Annotated in this window: 19 protein-coding genes; 15 read left to right on the forward strand and 4 right to left on the reverse strand. The window is 57.9% G+C overall.

Annotation, left to right across the window (positions count from 1 at the left end):
* Window positions 1-250: 250 nt before the first annotated feature.
* Window positions 251-679: a CBS domain-containing protein gene (locus ACFFSY_RS06405; RefSeq protein ID WP_377491623.1), complete on the reverse strand. Its 429-nt coding sequence runs from the start codon at window positions 677-679 to the stop codon at window positions 251-253.
* 161 nt (window positions 680-840) lie between these two features.
* Here ACFFSY_RS06405 and ACFFSY_RS06410 point away from each other — a divergent pair, with 161 nt between their 5' ends.
* Window positions 841-1,008, forward strand: coding sequence for a XapX domain-containing protein (locus ACFFSY_RS06410; RefSeq protein WP_377491626.1), 168 nt, complete (start codon window positions 841-843; stop codon window positions 1,006-1,008).
* A gap of 132 nt (window positions 1,009-1,140) precedes the next feature.
* Here ACFFSY_RS06410 and ACFFSY_RS06415 read toward each other — a convergent pair whose 3' ends face one another.
* Window positions 1,141-2,568, reverse strand: coding sequence for a DHA2 family efflux MFS transporter permease subunit (locus ACFFSY_RS06415; protein WP_377491881.1), 1,428 nt, complete (start codon window positions 2,566-2,568; stop codon window positions 1,141-1,143).
* Between the two features lie 285 nt (window positions 2,569-2,853).
* On the opposite strand from ACFFSY_RS06415, the gene ACFFSY_RS06420 reads away from it, so the two are divergent.
* The 11 genes from ACFFSY_RS06420 (at window position 2,854) to ACFFSY_RS06470 (ending at window position 13,885) form a co-directional block, all read left to right on the forward strand.
* The gene (locus ACFFSY_RS06420; RefSeq protein WP_377491629.1) at window positions 2,854-3,438 is read left to right on the forward strand and encodes a TetR/AcrR family transcriptional regulator; all 585 of its coding nucleotides are present in this window, start codon (window positions 2,854-2,856) and stop codon (window positions 3,436-3,438) included.
* A gap of 487 nt (window positions 3,439-3,925) precedes the next feature.
* Window positions 3,926-4,759, forward strand: coding sequence for a histidine racemase CntK family protein (locus ACFFSY_RS06425; RefSeq protein WP_377491632.1), 834 nt, complete (start codon window positions 3,926-3,928; stop codon window positions 4,757-4,759).
* A 33-nt stretch (window positions 4,760-4,792) separates the two neighbouring features.
* A complete protein-coding gene (locus ACFFSY_RS06430) occupies window positions 4,793-5,617 on the forward strand; it encodes a methyltransferase domain-containing protein (protein WP_377491635.1) in 825 nt (274 codons plus the stop codon).
* Entirely contained in the window at window positions 5,614-6,906 is a 1,293-nt protein-coding gene (locus tag ACFFSY_RS06435; protein ID WP_377491638.1) for an opine metallophore biosynthesis dehydrogenase, read from the forward strand. The genes ACFFSY_RS06430 and ACFFSY_RS06435 overlap by 4 nt, the downstream gene beginning before the upstream one ends.
* 2 nt (window positions 6,907-6,908) lie before the next feature.
* Complete coding sequence (cntA, locus tag ACFFSY_RS06440; protein ID WP_446686127.1) at window positions 6,909-8,531, forward strand: staphylopine-dependent metal ABC transporter substrate-binding lipoprotein; 1,623 nt, start codon at window positions 6,909-6,911, stop codon at window positions 8,529-8,531.
* 15 nt (window positions 8,532-8,546) lie between these two features.
* The gene (opp1B, locus tag ACFFSY_RS06445; RefSeq protein ID WP_377491640.1) at window positions 8,547-9,479 is read left to right on the forward strand and encodes a nickel/cobalt ABC transporter permease; all 933 of its coding nucleotides are present in this window, start codon (window positions 8,547-8,549) and stop codon (window positions 9,477-9,479) included.
* Window positions 9,479-10,366, forward strand: a complete 888-nt coding sequence (gene cntC / locus ACFFSY_RS06450; protein WP_377491643.1) for a staphylopine uptake ABC transporter permease subunit CntC — start codon at window positions 9,479-9,481, stop codon at window positions 10,364-10,366. The genes opp1B and cntC overlap by 1 nt, the downstream gene beginning before the upstream one ends.
* On the forward strand, window positions 10,347-11,162 hold the full coding sequence (gene cntD, locus ACFFSY_RS06455; RefSeq protein WP_377491646.1) for a staphylopine uptake ABC transporter ATP-binding protein CntD: 816 nt from the start codon (window positions 10,347-10,349) through the stop codon (window positions 11,160-11,162). Before cntC ends, cntD begins: the two co-directional genes overlap by 20 nt.
* A complete protein-coding gene (locus ACFFSY_RS06460; protein WP_377491650.1) occupies window positions 11,162-11,899 on the forward strand; it encodes an ABC transporter ATP-binding protein in 738 nt (245 codons plus the stop codon). The genes cntD and ACFFSY_RS06460 overlap by 1 nt, the downstream gene beginning before the upstream one ends.
* A gap of 69 nt (window positions 11,900-11,968) precedes the next feature.
* Window positions 11,969-13,192 (forward strand): staphylopine family metallophore export MFS transporter CntE, encoded by a 1,224-nt coding sequence (cntE, locus tag ACFFSY_RS06465; protein ID WP_377491653.1) that lies wholly within the window; start codon window positions 11,969-11,971, stop codon window positions 13,190-13,192.
* 492 nt (window positions 13,193-13,684) lie between these two features.
* A complete protein-coding gene (locus ACFFSY_RS06470) occupies window positions 13,685-13,885 on the forward strand; it encodes a hypothetical protein (RefSeq protein ID WP_377491656.1) in 201 nt (66 codons plus the stop codon).
* A 72-nt stretch (window positions 13,886-13,957) separates the two neighbouring features.
* Here the strand turns inward: ACFFSY_RS06470 and pdxR are convergent, their stop codons facing one another.
* Window positions 13,958-15,397 (reverse strand): MocR-like pyridoxine biosynthesis transcription factor PdxR, encoded by a 1,440-nt coding sequence (pdxR, locus tag ACFFSY_RS06475; RefSeq protein ID WP_377491659.1) that lies wholly within the window; start codon window positions 15,395-15,397, stop codon window positions 13,958-13,960.
* A gap of 23 nt (window positions 15,398-15,420) precedes the next feature.
* The gene (locus ACFFSY_RS06480) at window positions 15,421-16,380 is read right to left on the reverse strand and encodes a helix-turn-helix transcriptional regulator (RefSeq protein ID WP_377491662.1); all 960 of its coding nucleotides are present in this window, start codon (window positions 16,378-16,380) and stop codon (window positions 15,421-15,423) included.
* Between the two features lie 138 nt (window positions 16,381-16,518).
* Here ACFFSY_RS06480 and ACFFSY_RS06485 point away from each other — a divergent pair, with 138 nt between their 5' ends.
* The 3 genes from ACFFSY_RS06485 to ACFFSY_RS06495 all read left to right on the forward strand — a co-directional run bounded on the left by ACFFSY_RS06485 (window position 16,519) and on the right by ACFFSY_RS06495 (window position 21,464).
* Window positions 16,519-18,492, forward strand: a complete 1,974-nt coding sequence (locus ACFFSY_RS06485) for a glycoside hydrolase family 127 protein (protein WP_377491665.1) — start codon at window positions 16,519-16,521, stop codon at window positions 18,490-18,492.
* A gap of 244 nt (window positions 18,493-18,736) precedes the next feature.
* Window positions 18,737-19,450 (forward strand): beta-glucanase, encoded by a 714-nt coding sequence (gene bglS, locus ACFFSY_RS06490; RefSeq protein WP_446686128.1) that lies wholly within the window; start codon window positions 18,737-18,739, stop codon window positions 19,448-19,450.
* Between the two features lie 331 nt (window positions 19,451-19,781).
* Complete coding sequence (locus ACFFSY_RS06495; RefSeq protein ID WP_377491890.1) at window positions 19,782-21,464, forward strand: extracellular solute-binding protein; 1,683 nt, start codon at window positions 19,782-19,784, stop codon at window positions 21,462-21,464.
* Window positions 21,465-21,491: the final 27 nt, after the last annotated feature.

A 21,491-nucleotide genomic window follows, 5' to 3' on the forward strand; every position in this document is an offset into this window, starting at 1 on the left:
TTTTTTAAAAAAACCGGGGGTATCCCAAGGTCATCTTTTGATGACTTTTGGGACACCCCCTTTTGTATACGGCGATAGGGTGGAGGCGCGACAAGAAGGCATGATCCGCCTCGGATCATGCCTTTTATCTGCTGGTTCTCATATTGTGAAATTCGCAATTGGCTTCTTCAGCTGCTCGGCATTCGCCTGCATATCGCCGCCAGAGTATAGCACGTTGTTCGAGCTTTGCAACGCCTCAATCGTGGCGACTTTATCGCGAGGTAGGTTGCGAGACGCCAGAGACGGCGAGTTCCGCCTCGTCCTTGGAATGCTCGTCAAGCGCCAAATCCGCCATCGAGACGATGCCGACCAGCTTATCGTTCTCCAGGACCGGCAGGCGGCGAATTTGCTCGTCCGCCATCAGCTTGGCCGCTTCCTTGATGCTTGTATCCGGCTTGACGCTGATGATCCGTTTGCTGAGCACGTCCTCGACGGTAAACGATTGTTTGTGTTTGTTCTCGGCGATGCCGCGGACGACGATATCCCGGTCGGTCACGAGACCAACGCACCGGTCGCCTTCCACGACGGGGATAACGCCGACGTCGCTGTCGCGCATGAGAGCCGCTACGGTACGAATATCTTCCTTCAGGCCGACCGTCTTCACGTCCGACGTCATGATTTCGCGAATGTTGTGTGCCATTTTGGAAATCTCCTCCTTAGGGTGTTCTCATGTCCTATATACCCACGAGGGAGGACGGGCAATCGGATCTCCTAGGCAAGTACCGGATGGGATGGTCCAGACGTTGGCAGAATAAAGGCATTCGGCGCGAGAAGCCATCAATCGTGGAGGGAGGCGCATGCATGAGGGAGCTCGTACTTGGCCTGCTGGCTGGCGTCATCGTCGGCATCGTATTCAAGCTCATCCGGCTGCCGATTCCGGCGCCGCCCGTCTTATCCGGGGTAATCGGAATTGTCGGCGTATATCTTGGGGGGCTGGCTGGTCAGTGGATCATTCAGCATTGGCGTTGAAGCAAGCCAAGGTGTGTATGGGTGGTACAAAGCGACAAAAAGGCGGTTGCTCTCGTACCGAGAACTTCCGCCTTTTTCACTAATGGGTGGTCTTGACGCCGCACACTGACAATGGCCGGGTGCGAACGCGGCTTATGAAGCCGCGCGTTTCATCCCGGAAGAAGCCGGTTCTTCGACCGCTTGCGGGACGCGTTTGATGAAGAACGACAGGGCCAGGCCGAGCACGGCGATGCCGACGATGACGAGGTAGGAATCGTTGATGCCCATAATCGAAGCCTCGGTAACCATCTGCGCCTGCGTAGCGCCTTCTGTGCCTCCAGACGCCATCATGTCCTTCATGTGCGTCGTCGTCCGGTTGGTCATGACCGTGACGAGCAGCGAGGTGCCGACCGCGCCGGCTACTTGGCGGATTGTGTTGGAGATCGCCGTCCCATGCGCGTTCAAACGGTTCGGCAGCTGGTTCAAGCCGGCGGTCTGAATCGGCATCAGCAGCAGCGCCATCCCGATGCGTCGCGCGGTCGACATGAGCAGCAGGTAAGTGTAGCTTGTCGAATCCGTCAGGTTGATGAAACCGAGCGTCGTGACAATCGTCACGATCATGCCGATGACGGACAGCCATTTGGCGCCGAAGCGGTCGAACAGCTTGCCGGCGACCGGCATCATGAAGCCCATTACTAGCGCGCCCGGAAGCATAAGCAGACCGGATTCCAGCGCCGTGTAACCGCGCGCGTTCTGCAGGTAGAGCGGCAGCAGCATCATGTCCGCGTACATGACCATCGTGACCGCAATGTTGATGATGGTTGTCAAGGAGAACATACTGTACTTGAATGCCCGCAGATCAAGGAGCGGTTCGCGGGTGCTCAGCTGACGCCACGTGAACAGCGCCAGCGACACGATGCCCGCTGCGATTGTCAGCAGCACCTCCGCGCTCGACCAGCCCAGGCTGCCCGCCCGGCTGAAGCCGAACAGCAGGGAGCCGAATCCGATCGTGGACAAAATGACGCTTAACACATCAAGATGCGTGTGGACGCGTTCCGATACATTTCGCAAATAGATGAAACCGCAAGCAATAACGATGAGTGCAAGCGGAATCATGCCGTAGAACATCGTCTCCCACGCGTAATTCTCCAGAATGTAACCGGCCAGCGTAGGTCCGATCGCCGGGGCGAAAATGATCGCAAGTCCCATCATCCCCATCGCGGCGCCGCGTTTCTCGGGCGGGAACAGCACAAGGATAACATTGGTCAGCAGCGGCATGATAATCCCGGCGCCGGCAGCTTGAATCATTCGTCCGGTTAGCAGGACGGGGAAGTCCGATGCCAAGGCGGATACGACGGTGCCGACCAGGAAGATCATCATCGAAGCCTGGAAGAGCTGCCTCGTGCTGAAACGCTGCATGAAATACGCCGTAATCGGGATCAGCACCCCATTGACCAGCAGGTAGCCCGTCGTCAGCCATTGGGCGGTTGCGGCGGTAATATCCAAGTCTTTCATAAGCTCAGGGGTCGCCACGCTCATGATCGTCTGGTTCAGCGTCGCGAGAAAGGCGCCGATGATCATGACGAACAAGATCGGCCCTCGCTTTATTGAGCCCTGGTTTGCTTCCGTACTTTTACTCACTTTCTCCATCCTCTCCGCATTCTCTATGGACTTAATTTACAATGTGTTAGATAATTAACACGTTATAAATTAGATTATAAGCAGAAAGCCGCATCTTACAAGCGACGCAATGGGGCAGAACTGTAAAGTAATCATCGTTCCCCTTCAATGTTGTTGCTTAGTAGGCATTTATAAGACAGAGTACGATGAAAGTGTAAATTAGATTGCGGAAAGGAACTTCGCCTAATGAATCATGACAAGCCTCGCACAGATCCAAGGATTGTTCGAACCCGCCAATTGTTGAAAGACGCCTTCGTCGACTTGCTGCAGGAGATGGATATCGAGAAGATATCGGTGAACAAGATCGCCGAGCGCGCGACGATTAACCGGGTTACCTTCTATCTACATTATCGCGATATTCCCGATATGCTGGAGAAGATGGCCGATGAGATGATCGAGGACATTCAGCAGGCGGTTAACCGCAGGCCCGTTCATCCGAATTCGGCAGTTGACGAGGACGAACTAGCAATGCTCAGTCTGCTCGAGCATATTGCCGAGCATGCGAAATTTTTCAAAGTTGTCTTGGCCTCGAGAAGAACGCCAATCTTTACGGAACGATTGCTTCGCATGCTATCCGAGACCGTTCGGCAACGACTCGAGAGTGGACGTCCTTCCTTCGTCAATACGGCCGGCGTTCAGAAGGATATCGCGATCTGGTACAGTTCCGCCGCCTTGATCGGCACGATCGTCTCCTGGGTGCGCAACGACATGCCGTATACGCCGCATTTTCTGGCGCAGCAGTTCTCGCTGCTGCGTACTCATCATCAGTAGGCGGCGGAACAGCAGGGCAGTCGCCTGCTAGCGGACGGCTGCTCTTTCCTTCATCTGCTCGGGTCAACGGGCGAAGAAGATTGCGGACTGGAGAGGGTTGACAGATCATCGTGCGAACGGTATGCTTTTCATATTCGTAATAATTACAAATTAATATTCCGCTCATCCTGGTTCGCCTGGACGCGATTATTCATAGCCATCAGGGTAGCGTGCGTTTGCTTGCGGAGTCGCTCGAGGAATATCGGCCGCATGCCAAACTGGAGGAATGGAAGGGCGAAAGGCAGCTGCATGTTATAATATCGTAATAATTACGACTATGAAAGAGGTGGTGCGTTAAGAAATCCACATTTGTTCGCTATATAGAGGGATTCCCCCGCATGTCGTCATGTTGTCAATTCGTAATAATTACATATCGCATCATCGGGAAACTTACCTGCAATTGAAGGTCCAATGGGCATGTCAATCAAACGCGTAAAGGGTAGTGGCGATGAAACAAGAAATCGAATTTATCAAGTTCAGTCCGACGCAGAACATGACGGTTCTCGTGAAGACGGATCATCCGGCCGCGCAATGGCCGCGAATCGCCTCGCAGGTGATGTCCTATGACAGCGTCTATGCGGAACAGGTCGGGTTCATCGGGCGGGCCGCCCGAACCGGTGCCGACGCGCGGTTGACGATGGCTGGCGGCGAGTTTTGCGGTAATGCATGCATGTCGCTCGCCGTCTACCATGCGGCGGAACGAGGGCTGGCGGCGGATGATATCGCGCATGTCCAACTGGAAGCCTCGGGCACGGAGCAGCTTGTCTCCTGCCATGTGACAAGGGGTTCGGATGCCTATATATGCCGGATCGATATGCCTTCGCCAAGACAGATCGAACAGCGGACGATATCATTCGATGGCTCCGAACTCGACATCGCGATCGTGCGCTATCCGGGATTTATCCATCTTGTCGTTGAACGTGAACGGTTCGATGATGAAGCGCGAGAGAAGGTGCAGGCACTGGCCAAGCTGCTCGGTGTCGCGACCGGGGCTCCGCTGATCGGCGTCATGCTGTACAACCCTGCGATCAGCGAGATGGCCCCGCTGATCTATGTGCCTTACCTCGAGAGCTTAGTCTGGGAACGGGGCTGCGGCTCCGGTACAGCTTCGGTCGGGGCTTACTTAGCTTGGCAGCATAAGCGCGACATTGCCCAGGATATCCGTCAGCCCGGCGGGATCATCCGCGTCTTCGCCGTTCATCATCCCGAATCGCCAGGCAGCGTCGCGATCGAGGGGGCTGTTCATATCGTCGCGCACGGCAAGGCATATATCGATATCTAGGACGATTGTCTATTCATTCGGGGAGGGGAAGGAATGAAGACCATACATAAGCTTCATGCGGATCTCGGTGACTTTGCTCATCAGTTCGCCGATTTATCATGCGATTATAACCGGGCACTTCACCACAGTAATGAGCTGGAGCGGTTGATCGACTGGTATTCCGCATGGATTACGGACGCCGATAATCAATCGGCTTGGGAGCGCCTTACGGAACAGGAACCGGGCGAGCTTGACCGATTAGCGACGGCGGTTCGGCGTGATTCGGCTCGCTGCGTGGCGATGCTGGAGAAGGTGAGGGCGGTCAGACTGCTGCAAGGCGAGACGACGGCTGCTGCCTACTTCTCGGACATCGAGGCGCGGATCGAGGAGGAGTTCGGCCGCTTCCGGGTGACCTCGGCGTCCAAGGTGCTGCTGGTCGGCTCGGGCGCGTTCCCGATGACCCCGCTCTACATTGCCAGGCAGACCGGTGCGCAGGTGGTCGGAATCGACATCGATGAGGAGGCGATCGAGCTGGGACGAAGCGTGATCGCGAAGCTGGGGGCAGCACTGCCAATTCTGCTGGAACGCGCATCCCTAGAAGAACTGGACTTCACGGCCGAGGCGACCCACGTGATCTTCAGTTCCACCGTAGGGCTGAAATACGAGCTGCTCGATCGTCTCCACGCGCTGACGAAAGACGCAGTCGTCGTGGCGATGCGTTACGGCGATGGGTTCAAGTCGTTGTTTAACTACCCGATGGAGAACGTCGATACCGGGAGATGGAGACTTGCCGAGTGTCTGAAGCGCCCGGATCGCGTGTTCGATATTGCATTATATTTGAAAGCTTCGGCTTATGGGCGGGAGGACAAGGAGACATGAGCGAGTTCGACCGGATTTTGCTGCTAGGCACAGGGCCGGCTTCCATCCAGCTTGCCGTCGCGTGCCGACGGATGTGGCAATCTCGCGTAGCCATCGCCGGACGCGAGTCCGTGCGGTCGGCGGCTTTCTTCGAGGCGATGCATGCGGGCCATTCGCTTGCCTCCGCGAGCGTGCAGAATGACCAGCACTACGCCATGGCGGGCGAATGTGTCTTCGATGGCGTATTCCGAGGCTACGAGACGGTCCAGGGACAATGGGATACGCTCATTCTCGCCGTCACGGCGGATGCTTATCTCGAGGTGCTGAAGCGGCTGCCGCCGGGCGTGCTTCGCGAGGCCAAGTGTCTCGTGCTCGTCTCGCCGACCTTCGGCTCGAACCGGCTGGTCCACAGCTATATGCGGAGCATCAGGCCGGATGCCGAAGTCATTAGCTGCTCGACCTACTTCGGCGATACGCGGTGGCTGAACGGCGATCCGACCAATCGGGTAATCACGGCCGCGGTGAAGCGCAAAATCAACCTTGGGTCGACGGAAGCGCGATCGGTGAATGTCCGCCGCCTGCAAGCGGGCTTCGCGCGGCTGGGCATCGCCGCGGACATACTGAATTCGCCGCTTGCGGCCGAGACGCGCAATATTTCGCTGTACGTCCATCCGCCGCTGTTCATGAATACGTTCGCCCTGCAGGCGATATTCGAGCCGGGAGACATCCCGAAATACGTATACAAAATGTTCCCGGAAGGGCCGATCACGCCATCGCTCATCGGCGACATGCTGGCGCAGTGGAACGAGATGATGGGCATCGTGGACCGCCTGCGCATCCCGCGCCTGAATTTGCTGCAATTCATGACAGACGACAATTATCCGGTACGGCCGGAGAGCTTGCCTCGCGCGGAGATCGAGCGGTTCGAGCAGCTGGAGCCGATCCACCAGGCGTATCTGCTGTACGTCCGGTATGCGTCGCTTCTAATTGATCCATTCTCGGAGCCTGACAAGGAGGGGCGTTATTACGATTTCTCCGCGGTCCCGATCCGGCCGGTCTTCGTGAACAAGGAGGGCTGCCTGGACATCCCGCGCATGCCGAAGGAAGACTATTACCGCATCAAAATCATCCAGGGCATCGCCCGTCACCTTGGCGCGGAATGCCCGACGATCGATCGATTTATCGATAAGTATGAAGAGACGATTCGTCGAGCAGCGGCTGCGAGCTATGTCGTGCCGTTATCGGAGGCGTTCGCCGTGCAGACATTCGAGGAAGACGTGAAGAGGATTTGCGACAATTGGGAGGTATAGACGTGAAAGTTAGACATCGTGCCGCCATCATCGGCATCGTGGCGTCTGTCATGATTTTGCTGGCAGGCTGCAGTGCGGGCGAGAAGGCGACGACGGCCGCGGATACGGCGCCCGCGAACGTGCCGTCGGAACTAATTTACGCGACGGCGAAAGATATCCAAGATATGAATCCGCACATATACTCCGGCTCGATGCCGGCGCAAGGCATGGTGTACGAATCGCTCGTCGAGAACGCGAAGGAGGGCATTCAGCCTATGTTGGCTGAATCTTGGGAAATCTCGGTTGACGGCAAGATGTATACGTTTCATCTGCGCAAGGATGTGAAATTCCACGACGGCGAACCGTTCAATGCGGAAGCCGTCAAGCTCAATTTCGAAGCGGTATTGCAAAACGCGGAGAAGCATTCGTGGATCAAACTGACGACCAAGTTGACAGACATCCGCGTCGTAGATGAGTTCACGGTCGAGTTGACGCTATCCGAGCCGTATTATCCGGCATTGATGGAGCTATCCATGACGAGGCCGTTCGTGTTCTTGTCCCCGAAGGATTTCAAGAATGGCGGCACCAAGGATGGCGTGAATGGCTTCCACGGCACGGGGCCGTATGTGCTCGCCGAGCACCGAATCGACCAGTATGCCGTCTTTGAGGCGAACGACTCGTACTGGGGCGGCGCGCCGGCCATCAAGAAGGTGACGGCCAAGGTGCTGCCTGCCGGGGAGACGACCTATCTGGCTCTGCTGAAGGGCGAGGTGAACTTCGTCTTCACGGACGACCGCGGTGCGGATAGCATCGACGTCGAAGCAATGAAGCAGTTGGAGAAGACCGGAGACTATCAGGTCGTACGCAGCGAAGCCATGAATACGAAGATGATCGTGGCCAATACCAGCCAAACGGCAAGCCCCGTCAGCGAGACGGTTGTTCGCGAAGCGATCTGGCATGCGATCGACCGGGAGACGATCAGCCGCGACATCTTCGGCGGCGTGGAGACGCCGGCGAAGAAGCTGTTCTCGGATAACGTACCGTACGCCAATCCCGACTTGAAGCCGCGCGGCTATGATTTGAACGCGGCGTCCGGGCTGTTGGAGAAGGCGGGCTGGTCCCTGACGGAGGGGGAGCAGATTCGCGTCAAGAACGGCAAGCCGCTTGCGGCGAGCTTGTATTACGACAGCAATTCCGCTTCCCAGAAGACGCAGGCAGAATTCATACAGAGCGAGCTAAAATCGATCGGGATGGAGCTTACGGTCATCGGCGAAGAATCCTCATCGATCGCCAGCCGTCGTTCGAGCGGCGACTATGACCTGCTGTTCAATCAGACGTGGGGATTGGCTTATGACCCGCAGAGCACGATCGCCGCCTTCACATCAGCCTCTTCCTATCTGCATGCGACGAGCGGAATCGCCGAGGCAGATGAGCTCTACCGGAAGATCGAGGACGTCATGGTATCCACGGACGAGACGGCGCGAACGTCGCTGTATGCCGACATTATGGCCATCGTTCATGACGAGGCGGTCTTCATCCCGATCACGAGCGGCGGCGTGACCGTCGTGGCGCCGAGCCAATTGCAGGGGATCGCGTTCAAGCAAACCCAGTTCGAGCTGCCGTTCGAACATATGCATTTTGAATAGCGAGGCGGGGGCCGAATGGGCGCGTATTTGATCAGAAGGTTATTGGTCGCCATCCCGATGCTCGTCGTCGTGTCGTTCCTGACGTTCCTCCTGATTCATCTGTCCCCGATGGATCCGGCCGAAGTCGTCTTGCACGCGCAGGGCGTGCCAGTGCCGACAGATTCCTTGATCGCCCAGACCCGGGTGGAGCTGGGCCTGAACGATCCGCTATGGGTCCGGTATGCAAAGTGGGCGGCGGACTGCCTGCGCCTGGACTTCGGCCGTTCTTATGTGACGGGAGAGGCGGTCTGGACGCTGGTTGGACCGGCGTTCCTTCATACGCTGCAGCTGACGCTGGCTTCATCGGCCGCCATCATCGCGGCGTCGATCCTGCTCGGCGTCGCGTGTGCGGTGCAGGCGGGGAAGCTGCTCGATCGATCGTCGAGAGGCATCGCCTTCGTCTTGACCGCGATGCCCTCGTATTGGCTCGCGTCTCTGCTTATCTGGCTGGTGGCCGTGAAGCTGGATCTGCTGCCGACGAGCGGCATGGATTCCTGGGCGAGCTTTATTTTGCCGGTGTTGGTCATGACGCTTGGCTATGCGGGTATCTACTTCCGCACTGTCCGCAGCTCGATGCTCAGTCAGCTTCATGAGGGCTACGCGCTGTACGGCAGGGCAAGCGGGCTGAGTGAAGCCGTAGTGACGAGGCATATCGCGCGGAACTCGCTGCAGGTGGCGATCGCGGTGTTCGGCATGGCGGTCCCGACAATCTTGGGCAGCACGGTCGTCATCGAGAATGTATTTGCATGGCCGGGACTTGGGAGGCTGGGCGTCAAAGCGATATTAAGCCGGGATTTGCCGATTATTCAAGCCTATGTATTCATCGTCGCCGTGTCGTTCGTGATGTTCAATGCCATGGCAGACCTGCTGCAAGCCGCCTTGAACCCCCGGCTTAGGAAGGAACTCTGATGCGCGTATTACGAAACCTATGGAACGATAAACTCGGCATGACGGCGCTGCTCGTCGCCGCCGCTACGCAATTGGCCGGGATTTGCGCACCCTGGCTGGCGCCGCATGATCCGCTGGCCGTCAATATGAAGCTTCGCTATGCGTCGCCGTCCTGGTCGCATTGGCTCGGTAACGATCAGCTGGGCAGATGCCTGTTGTCCCGGCTGCTCTATGGCATCCGTCCGAGCGTACTGTGGGTAATGCTTGCCTTGATCGTATCGGTCGCGATTGGCGCGCTCGTCGGCTTCGCGGCCGGCTTCTTCAGAGGGTGGGTAGATGCGGCTCTGATGCGGATTTGCGATGTAATGCTCGCTTTCCCCGGCTACGTGATGACGCTTGCGATTGTCGGGATGCTCGGCCCGGGGCTGGACAATATTCTGATCGCGTTCGCCGCGATGAAGTGGCCGTGGTTCGCTCGCGTCATCCGTACGTCCGTCCTGCAATACTCGGATTCGGACTACATCAAGTTCGCCCGCTTATCCGGCAGCGGACCGCTGCGCATTATCCGCAAGCATCTGTTTCCGGTCGCGTTCGCGGATGTGGCCGTTCTCTCCAGCAGCTCGCTCGGCTCGATGATTCTGCAAGTGTCCGGATTGTCTTTCCTTGGGCTTGGCATTCAAGCGCCTCATGCGGAGTGGGGCATGATGCTGAGCGAAGCGAGCGAAGTCATGTTCACGCGGCCCGAGCCGATGCTCGCTCCAGGCCTCGCCGTCATCGTCGTCGTGTCGGCGTTCAATTTTCTGGCCGATACGCTGCAGACGGCGCTTGATCCGAAGCTGATCTCCTCCGGGAAGAAGCAGCGCCAGCGGGAGGTGGAGGCGGTCGCCTATGAATATACTCGAGGTTAATCAGCTGAATATCCGGGATTCGAAAGGAGACCGCGTCCTCGTACAAGACAGCTCCTTCCACGTTAGAGAGGGGAGCTGTCTGGCGATTGTCGGCGAGAGCGGGAGCGGGAAGTCGCTCATGTGCAGGGCGATCATGCGGCTGCTTCCGTCCGGGATTCGCCAAACCGGAGAGATCGCGTTCCGAGGCGAGCGTCTGGACGGGCTATCCGAACGCGAGATGAGCGCCCTGCGGGGGCGGAGGATTTGTCTCATTCCGCAGAACGGCATGCGCGCATTCGATCCGTCCTATCCGGTCGGCGTTCATGCACGGGAGACGCTTCGCCGGCATTACGGCTGGGGTAGAGGCGTCGCCGATGCGAAGATGACGGCAGCCATGGAGAGCATCATGCTTTCGGATGCGGCCGAACTGCTTGGCAAGTATCCGCATGAGTTGTCGGGCGGCATGCTGCAGCGAATCATGATCGCGCTGTCGATCGTGCTGGAACCGGATCTTATTATTGCGGACGAACCGACGACGGCGCTCGATATGATCACTCAATTCGAGGTTGTGCAGCAGCTGATCGCGGTACGCGAGCGGATCGGGAGCGGGAGTTCGATGCTGCTCGTCTCTCATGATCTCGGCGTCGTGGAGCAGCTTGCGGACGAAGTCGCGGTGATAAAAGACGGTAGTATCATCGAGCGCGGAGCAGCGCGCGTGATTCTCTCGGACGCCCGGCACGCCTATAGCCGGCAGCTTGCTACGGCCAGGCAAGCGCTTCGGGGCACATTCCGGAGCATGATGGGGGAGGAGATTTGATGCTGGTCGTAGATAGCGTGGACAAAAGCTACCGCAGACAAGGATGGCTTATGAAAGAGCGTCATCAAGTGCTGCGCGGCATCTCCTTTGAATGCAAAGAGGGGAGCTGTCTAGGCATCATCGGAGAGAGCGGCAGCGGCAAATCTACGCTTGGCCGACTGCTATTGGGCTTGGAGAAGGCCGACCGAGGTATGGTCTTACTGGACGGGGTTCCCACTGCGGATCGCCGTTCAAGAGGGAGCATCAGCGCCGTCTTTCAAGATTACGCCTCTTCGATCAATCCTTTCTTTACGGTGGAGGATGCGATCCTCGAACCGCTATGGATGACGAAGGTGCCGCGACACGAGCTGCGCCGCAAGGTCGACGAACTCCTGCTGCAAGTCGGCTTGCCGAATTCCTATCGGGCCAAGTTCCCGCATGAGCTGTCTGGCGGGGAAGCCCAGCGGGTATGCATCGCCAGAGCGATCGCGACGGAACCGAGATGGATCGTCTTCGACGAAGCGGTCAACGCGCTGGACGCTTCCGTTCAGCTCCAGGTGCTGGAGCTCTTGAAGGTGCTGCGAAACGAGCATGGGACGGGATATATCTTCATCACGCATGACATCCAGGCGGCGACGTATTTGTGCGATGACGTGATGATTGTCAGGGCAGGCCGAATCGAGGAGCGGCTTCCGGTTAGCCGGCTTGCGCACGCGCAATCGGAATATGCGAAGAAGCTGCTCCGGATGGTGATCTGAACCTGCCCGCGCCGCAGACGGCAATAATAGAAATGTTAAATCTCTTGGATCGTGTAGGAGGAAACGGTGGTGAGCGGAGCTTTAACATGGCCTTTCGTGCGGCTGTATCTATTGGCGCTATTGTTCTTCAGCGCGAACGCGATATTGAATGTCATTATTCCGCTGCGAGGCGGCCAATTGGGGGCCAGCAACGCTGCGATCGGCGTCATCATGGGCGCCTATATGCTGACTGCCATGGTCTTGCGGCCGTGGGCGGGTCAAATCATCCAGAAGCACGGTCCTCTGAAGGTACTGCGCCTCATTCTAACTATTAACGGATGCGCGCTGCTCCTCTATACGTTTACCGGCTTGGGCGGCTATTTCGTCGCCCGCGTGATGCAAGGCGCGTCGACGGCGTTCTTCTCGATGGCGCTGCAGATCGGTATTCTCGACGCGCTGCCGGAGAAGGAACGCTCGCAGGGCATTTCGCTCTATTCGTTGTTTACGTACATGCCGGGCATCGTCGGGCCGATCATTGCATTGAGCTTGTGGCAGACAGGCGGTATGGCCGATTTGACGTGGATGCTGATCGGAATCGCTGTCTTCACGGGGCTCTTCGGATTCCGGGCGACGCGCGGAGACGGGAAGCTGCGGTCGGCAGCCGATCCGGATAAAGAGGGCGTCCGCGTTGCCCAATCATGGGGACAGCTCATTCGCAATCCGGTCTTGTTCAAATGCAGTCTGTTGATGTGCGGCGCTTCCGTCGTGTTCGGGGCCGTCACGGCATTCATGCCGTTGTACGCGGAAGAGCTTGCCAGCGGCAGCGCCGGCATCTATCTGATGATTCAGGCGGCGACGGTGGTGCTTGCGCGGTTCGCGCTGCGCCGCCATATTCCATCGGACGGCAAGTGGCATTCCGCGTTCATGATGGGCACGATGCTTCTCGTGACAATCGCTGCGATGTGCGTCAGCCTTGCGGCGAACGGCGGCGCGCTGCTGCTGTATGGCGGCGCGCTTCTCATGGGTATCGCGCAGGCGCTCCTGTATCCGACGCTGACTACGTATCTTTCGTTCGCGCTGCCGCAGGCGAGCCGTAACGTGCTCATCGGGTTGTTCATTGCGACCGCGGACCTGGGCGTCTCGCTGGGCGGCGTGGCGATGGGGCCGGTCGCGGATGCGACCTCGTATTCGACGATGTATGCGATATGTGCCGTGCTGGGCGCGGTTCAAGCGATCTTCGCCTTCGGTAGGCGGCAGCGCCGGGTGGACGAGAGGCGGGATCTGGAAGGCGAAGGCAGGCAAGCGGGCAACTAACGCATCGAACGAAAACAACCGGATCTTCCCGTGAGGGAAGGCCGTTTGTTTCCGTTCCCGGGATGGAACGCGCGTCGCCTGCGCAAGACCGCCTAGAAATCATAGTTCGGATATACGTACGGATCGTCGGCTGGCGCGATTTTCTCGGTATTGGTCGCTTCCAGCAGCATAGTAACTCATTGCGCGTTTTAGCAGCCGCTTCCCAGGGCGTCCGAGTCGTGTCATTTTGATGAAGTGGATGGGTCGAATCGTCGGGCAATTGGCTCGTTTCATCGCGAACCAAACCGATTACAATAGAATCAAGATGAATAATGAAGCGATAAGGTGGGGATTGTACATGACATATATTGTGCTTTTAAGCGTGATCATGGTGGTAGGCGTTGCGCTTGTGTACTTAGGCGGCTCGGGCTTGATCCGCGATGACGACAAGCTGTTCGATCAAGGACACTAATCGTTTCATCGCCATTCTCATATGCAGGAGGTGCCGTTACGATGGGCATCGGTTATATTTTGGTTTTGGCGGTCATCGTGATCGCGCTGGTCGCAACGTTGGCTGTCGGATTCTCGAAGGAGAACAAAGCGGAAGATCCTGATTACGACCGCAAGCACGGGAGCAAGTGGAAGCGACTGTCGATGCTCTATGCTGTTGTGACCGTGTTGAGTTTGATTGGGCTTATCCTATATATCACTTAAAATTAAGATATAAGAAGCGCGCTTGAACAAGAAGGTCCCTTTCGAATCCGATTCGAAAGGGGCCTTCTTATGTTATGTAGCCGATGTTCTGCAGAGCGCCTGCGCTAATTTGTCGATCCCCATCTCGATTTCCTCTAACGGCAGTCGGGCGTATGAGAGACGGATGAATCCGGCTTCCGCGCCGAAGACGCTGCCCGGCATGAACACGACGCCGTTCTTGATTCCACTCTCCAAGAGGGAGGAATCGTTCACGTCCCCGTTGATTCTGCACCACAGATTCAACCCTCCTCGAGGCAATTCGAAGGATATCTCGCCCGGCAGCTTGCGATGCAAGGCCGCCGCCATGCTGTCGCGGCGAGTGCGAAGGGCCGCTCTTAATCGCGCCAGATGCGGCGCGAACGATGAGGATTCCAGCAGCCTGGACGCAATCCACTGCGGGAAGATGCTCAAGCCGAAATCCATCTGCTGCCGCGCGTCCGCCAGCCGGCGAATGACGGTGTGGGGCGCGACCATCCAGCCAATCCGTAGACCGGAGGCCGCCACCTTGGACAAGGAGCCGATGTAGAGCACGGTTCCGTTCCGGTCGAGCGATTTGAGCGACGGTGGGGGGGCATCTTCCATAGCGGTCAGGCTGAATGGATCGTCCTCGACAATTGGAATGCCGAGCTCCTCGCAGCAGGCGAGCACTTCGATTCTGCGTTCGGCGCCCATGACCGTTCCGGTTGGGTTCTGATAATTCGGATTCAAGAAGACCATGCGAATACGGTGCTGCTTGTGCAGCGCGCGGATTCCGTCGGGATGAACGCCGTCTTCGTCCACAGGGAGTCCGAACAGGCGAATGCCCGCGGATTGAAACATCTGAAGCGAATAGCCATATGAAGGCTGCTCGATCGCGACGGCATCACCGGGATTCAGGAGGCATTGCGTGATCAGGTACAACGATTGCTGCGAACCCGAGGTGACCAGAATGGATTCGTCGGTCGCTTGAATATGGCGCTGCTCCAAGAGGAAGGAGGTCAGCGCGACGCGCAGCGGGACGAACCCTTGCGGGTCCCCGTAGCTAAGTGTTTCGCGGAATGGATGCTCCCTCATGATGTCCGCGATGGCGTCGCTTGGCGCAAGCTCCGGCGCCAGTTCCCCGCCTGCGAAATTAACAAGCGGCACGCCGCTTTGGAGCGCCTCTCGAATACGTCGCAATAAGGGCAGGTTCGGCAGGAACGTGCCGCTCTCTACGTAGCGGTTCCAGTTAGGCGTCTGCTTGGGCGCTACCCCCGATTCGCCCCGGCAGACGCGGGTGCCGCTGCCCGTCAAGCTCTCGATCATCCCCGCCGCGCGAAGATTCTCGTAGGCTTGCATGACGGTGCTCCGATTGACGCCCAGCTGCTGCGCAAGCTTGCGCTCGGAAGGAAGGGAACTGCCGGGCGGCATCTCGCCGAATGAGATGCGCTGTTCGATATATGAAGCGATTTGCTGGTATAAAGGACGATTACTCGTTCGATCCGGTTTCCACATCTTGCTGCACCTCTTCTTGTAGACTACCCATCTAGATGCTCTTCATGCTCTTCGCTACGCTCGCGAACCCCGACAGCCATACCGTTCGCATGGAGGAACTGCTTGCGAAATTGAAGCGGCGGAAGTCCGGTCTGCTGCTTGAAGCAGACGGAGAAATAAGGCGTCTGGTTGAAGCCGACGGCTTCCGCGACCGCCGAGACGGGCAGCTCGGTCTTGAGCAGCAGCAGCTTCGCGCGTTCGATGCGATAATAGAGCAAATAGTCCATCGGCGTGCAGCGATAGGTCTCCTTCATGCAGCGCACGATGTATCCGGGATGAAAATGCAGCGCTTCGCCCAGTCGGGCATTCGAGATCGGCTCGCGATAATGCTGCTTGATATAGGCTTCCGTTCGCTCCGCGACATGCAGCGCCGGGGACGCGGATGATTGTTTCTGGCTTTCGTCGTACATGCGCAGCAGCTGCTGGAAGAGCGTCTGCTGCTCCCAGAACGACTCCGATCGTCGCGCTTGATGGAGACGCAGCAGCCTCTCGAGCTGCAAATACGTCTGCTTGGGCGAGACGAGCGCGGCGAATTTCGGCATGTCGATCGTATAGGGGCTGGAGGGCGAATATGCCGCTTCTTGAGCGGACGCAGCCGAATCGGGCCATGCAGGCGGAGGAGGCGCGATCCCATCCGTCTCCCGCCATGCGCCGGCAGCATGGAAGTGAAGCCAGAAGAAGGACGTGTGCGCCTCGCACGGCTGTACCGCATAATGATAGCGGTCCGGCAGCAAGAGCAGCGACTGGCCGGCCGCAACCGACCACTTCCTGTCCTCTTCGCCGATATGCAGCGTGCCCGTCTCGACGATAAGCAGATCGAACATGCCAAGATTACGCCGGTTCGGATGCTGCTCGCCAGGCGTATAGAAGGACTTGCCGCATTCCGAGTAATAAGGCATGGCCGGCATGCCAAAGGATACGATTCGCTCTGCAGATGGATGCATATGCAGCCGGAGCTCCTTTACGCTTAAGGTTCATATTCTGAAAAAACGGGGTCAGTTTCTACCTAGTTAAGCCTTACTATAAGCGATAAAATGGCATCTGAGAAGGATGAAAATTTGAATGCGGAGGGTGATTCTCGGATGATCCAGACGAATGTGAGCGTAAGCCGGCCTGTTTCGCTCAAACAGGTACGAATTGAAGATAAGTATTGGTCGGTCTATACCCGGCTTGTCCGGGATACGGTCATTCCGTATCAGTGGGATGCGCTGAACGATCGCGTAGAGGATGCGGAGCCAAGCTACGCGATCCGTAACTTTCGCATCGCCGCGGGCCATGAAGAGGGCGAGTTCGGCGGATTCGTCTTCCAGGATTCGGATTTGGCGAAATGGCTGGAGGCCGTCGGCTACAGCTTGAGCGTTCAACCCGATCCGGAGCTTGAGGCGATTGCCGACGGCGCGATCGATCTGATCGTGGAAGCGCAGCAGCCGGACGGATATTTGAACACCTATTTCACGATCAAGGCGCCGGAGCAAAGATGGACGAATCTGTTCGACTGCCATGAGCTGTACTGTGCGGGGCATATGATCGAGGCGGCCGTGGCCTATTACGAAGCGACGGGCAAACGCAAGCTGCTGGACGCGATGTGCCGGTTCGCCGACTACATCGATACCGTATTCGGGCCGGAACCGGGCAAGCTTCGGGGATATGACGGCCATCAGGAGATCGAGCTGGCGCTCGTGAAACTGTACAAAGCGACCGGCGAAGCGAAATATGCCAAGCTGGCCGCATACTTCATCAACGAGCGGGGGCTGGAGCCGAATTTCTTGCTGGCGGAGTGGGAGAAGCGGGGAAGAACCAGCCACTGGCAGGCGGGCGTTACGCGCAAGCCGGACCCGGCGTACAATCAGGCGCATAAGCCGGTGCGCGAGCAAGAGGTTGCAGTCGGCCACTCGGTCCGCGCGGTCTATATGTATACGGCCATGGCGGATTTGGCAGCGCTTACGGGCGACGATCAGCTGCTTGCGGCATGCCGCAAGCTGTGGAACAACATGGTCAATAAGCAAATGTACATTACGGGCGGCATCGGCTCGACGCATCACGGCGAGGCGTTCTCGTTCGATTACGATCTGCCGAACGATACCGTATATGCGGAGACATGCGCCTCGATCGGCCTCATCTTTTTCGCCCACCGCATGCTTCAACTCGAAGCGGATTCGACGTATGCCGACGTGCTGGAGCGGGCGTTGTACAACAACGTCGCGGGCAGCATGCAGCGGGACGGCAAACACTTCTTCTACGTGAACCCGCTTGAAGTATGGCCGGAGGCGAGCGAGAAGAATCCGGGCCGCCACCACGTGAAGCCTGTTCGCCAGAAGTGGTTCGGCTGCGCATGCTGCCCGCCGAACGTCTCGCGGCTGCTCTCCTCGCTCGGCGAGTATATTTATACGACGGACGATCACACGGTGTATACGCATCTCTACATCGGCAGCGAGGCGGAAGCGGCTCTCCCCGGAGGCGCACCGATCAAGCTGAAGCAAGAGACGGATTACCCGTGGAATGGGAATGTCCGCTTGTCGGTTACGCTCAAGGAACCGAGAACGTTCTCGCTGGCGCTGCGAATCCCGGCCTGGGCGGATAGCTTCTCCGTCAAGATTAACGGACAGCCGCTGCAGCCTGGAGATGATGACGTCCGCAAAGGTTATCTCTACGTGACGCGCGCATGGAGCGACGGGGATAGGGTCGAGCTCGAGCTGCCGATGGAAGCGCGTCTCATCGAAGCGAATCCGAGCGTCCGGGCCAATGCCGGCAAGGCGGCGATCACGCGCGGCCCGCTCGTGTACTGCTTGGAGGAGACGGATAACGGCAGCCACTTGTCCGCCATTGCCGTTCAGCCAGCGGCGAAGATCGAAGCCGTGATGGAACCGGACGTCCTCGGCGGCACGGTCGTGCTGAAGGGAGAAGGCTTCCGCGACGGACGCGCGGATTGGAGCGGCGAGCTGTATCGCCCGGTCAACCGGCAGGCGGAGTCCGTGCAGCTGCAATGGGTGCCTTACAGTGCATGGGGCAACCGGGGCGCCGGCGAGATGAGCGTCTGGTTCAGACTCAAGGAATAACAAGACAAAGCTGCACGGGTAGAGGCGCGTTCTTCGCATGAGGAGCGCGTCTTTCGCCGTTCTCCGGCGATCTTGCGATTTTGCTATGCGATCTTGCAAGGTTGCTATAGAGCGCGCCTCCCGGCGGCGATACAATGAAATCGCCGAGAATGAAAACGTTTTAATTGTGGAGAAGGGAGGTGTGCGGCTGCTGCCTTTATGCGGCGATTTTTCATTTTCAGGCGAATCCATTGGAGGTGTAATGATGAAAAAGAAGTCCTTGTTAGCCTCGGCCGCTGCGGCCCTCACGACCGTCATGCTCGTAACGAACGCCTACGGAGCCTCCGTCTTCTGGGAGCCGCTGACTTACTTTAACCCGAATACATGGCAGAAGGCGGACGGCTATTCGAACGGCGGCATGTTCAACTGCACGTGGCGTGCGAACAACGTCGGCTTCACGAGCGATGGCAAGCTGCGTCTGGGACTGACGAGCTCGGCCTACAATCAATTCGACTGCGGCGAATATCGTACGACGTTCAAGCAGGGCTATGGGCTGTACGAGGTCAGCATGAAGCCGGCCAAGAACGTGGGTATCGTCTCGTCCTTCTTCACCTACACCGGTCCGGCCGATGGCACGCCATGGGACGAGATCGACATCGAATTTCTAGGCAAAGACACGACCAAGGTGCAATTCAATTACTTTACGAACGGCGTGGGCGGGCATGAGAAAGTAGTCAATCTCGGCTTCGACGCGGCCGCCGGATTCCATACGTATGCCTTCGACTGGCAGCCCGGCTACATCAAGTGGTACGTCGACGGGGTCCTGAAGCACACGGCCACGACCAATATCCCGAGTCACCCGGGCAAAATCATGATGAACATCTGGAACGGGACCGGCGTGGACAGCTGGCTGGGCGCGTATAACGGGGCGAACCCGCTGTATGCGGAGTACGATTGGGTGAAGTATACGAGCAACTGATCAACGCGGCTTAAGTCGCGAAGATGAGCAGCTTAAGGCAGCCTTGGTGGCTGCCTTTTCGTATAGGCGTGCCCAGAAGCACACATGCGCTATCTCTCTAGTAGCGGGTCGGCGCTTGCGAGTTCCGGCCGTCAATATCCATGGCCGCAAGAGGAAGATTGAACTTTTGCAAGAACTATATTCAATATGCAACATCCTAAAGAAGTGCAATCGATGTTGCAATCTTTGTATAGGCGGACCAATCGGCGTTTCTTTACTATAGGCGTTGTACACAAACTATGATTTGGGGGAAACGACGTTGGACAAACGAAACAAGACACGCCTGAGCGCGATGCTGCTGACCGGCATCGTCTCGCTGACCGCGATTACGAGCGGCTGCGGCAACAATGCGGCGGAGAACGCGAATACGGGCACGAATGAGAAGGCGGCGGACGCGGCGGGGAATACGGATACGGCTTCCGGAATGAAAGATGGCAAATACGATCCGCCGATCACGGTAACTTATCTCCGCCCATGGGGACCGGATGTCAAGTTCAAGGACGGAGAGACCCAGGACAATAACGTGCATACGAAGTGGGCGCGCGAGAAACTGGGCATCGAGCTGAAGAACCAGTGGATCTCCCCGTCGACCAACAACGCATTCGAGACGAAGCTTCGTTTGTCGCTCGCGACGAACGAGAAGATGCCGGATATTATTTCGTACCGCGGCGACTTTAACCTTGTGCGGGAGCTGATCGATTCCGGCCGGTTCGTCGATGCGGGCGAGCTGTTCGACAAGTACGCGAGCGACACATGGAAGAAGGCGATGGACGAGGATCCGTCGGTCTGGTACCCGTATATGGAAGATGGGAAGCGGATCGGCGTCCCGATTCTCGATTACGCGTACAACGGCGACCCGGTCATGTGGATTCGCGAGGACTGGATGCAGAAGCTGGGCTTGTCCGCGCCCAAGACGCTGGACGATCTGGAGAAGGTCATGGACGCGTTCACGAACCAGGATCCGGACGGCAATGGCAAGAAAGATACATACGGTCTTGCGATCGGCTTCAAAAATTGGATCAACACGTGGATGTCCGATGCCGGCTGGATCTTCGGCGCGTTCGGCACGATGTCGAACCAGTGGAACTTGACCGCGGACGGCAAGCTGGAGTACGGGTCCGTAACGCCGGGGGCGAAGCAGGCGCTTGCGAAGCTGCAGGATTGGATGGGCAAAGGGTATCTGCCGACCGAAGCGGGTCTCTACGACGAGACGAAGGCGGCGGAGGACTTCACGGCCGGCAAGGCGGGTATCGTCGTCGGGCCGCACTGGATGCCGGCTTGGCCGCTTGAGGACGTGAAGAAGAACAACAAGGACGCGCAGTACAAGGCGTATCCGATTCCCGCTGGTCCGAGCGGACAAGCCGGCCGTCACGGCACGTCCAACGCGAACGGCGTCGTGCTGATCAACAAGGACATGGCGCATCCGGAAGCCTTCTTCACGTACCAGAATTATCTGTTCGATCAGTTCGCCAATCCGCCGATCGGCGGGGAGTTCGAGAACGGTCTGGCGGAAGGCTATGACTGGGTCATGGTCGATGGCAAGCCGACGACCGACGCCGCGCATACCGGCGGCTTCGCGCCGGAGAAATACACGATTACTTTCGACGGCGCCCGAATTCCGAGCCTGAACATGGAGACGCTGGCGAAGCTGGCGGACGGGGGCGAGCCTGCGACGCCGTTCGAGAAGAAGCTCAAGCTCAGCACGCCGCAATCGATGCTGGACGCTGCGAAGATCGTGCTGGAACAGAAGGCGATCACGATGCCGCAAATGTTCACGGGCGCGCCGACGGCGACGATGCAGATGAGTAACGATATTCTCGCGAAGATGGAGAAGGATACGTTCTCGCAGATCATCTATGGCAAAGCGCCGGTCGATTCGTTCGACGCCTACGTCGAGAAATGGAAGGCGGCTGGCGGCGACCAAATTACGCAGGAAGTCAACGAGTGGTACCAGTCCGTTAGCAGCGGGCAGTAACATTCGCAGCAGGTGGGGGTATGCGGC

Source organism: Paenibacillus aurantiacus (assembly GCF_042431225.1).
GTDB classification, from domain to species: Bacteria; Bacillota; Bacilli; order Paenibacillales; family Paenibacillaceae; genus Paenibacillus_Z; species Paenibacillus_Z aurantiacus.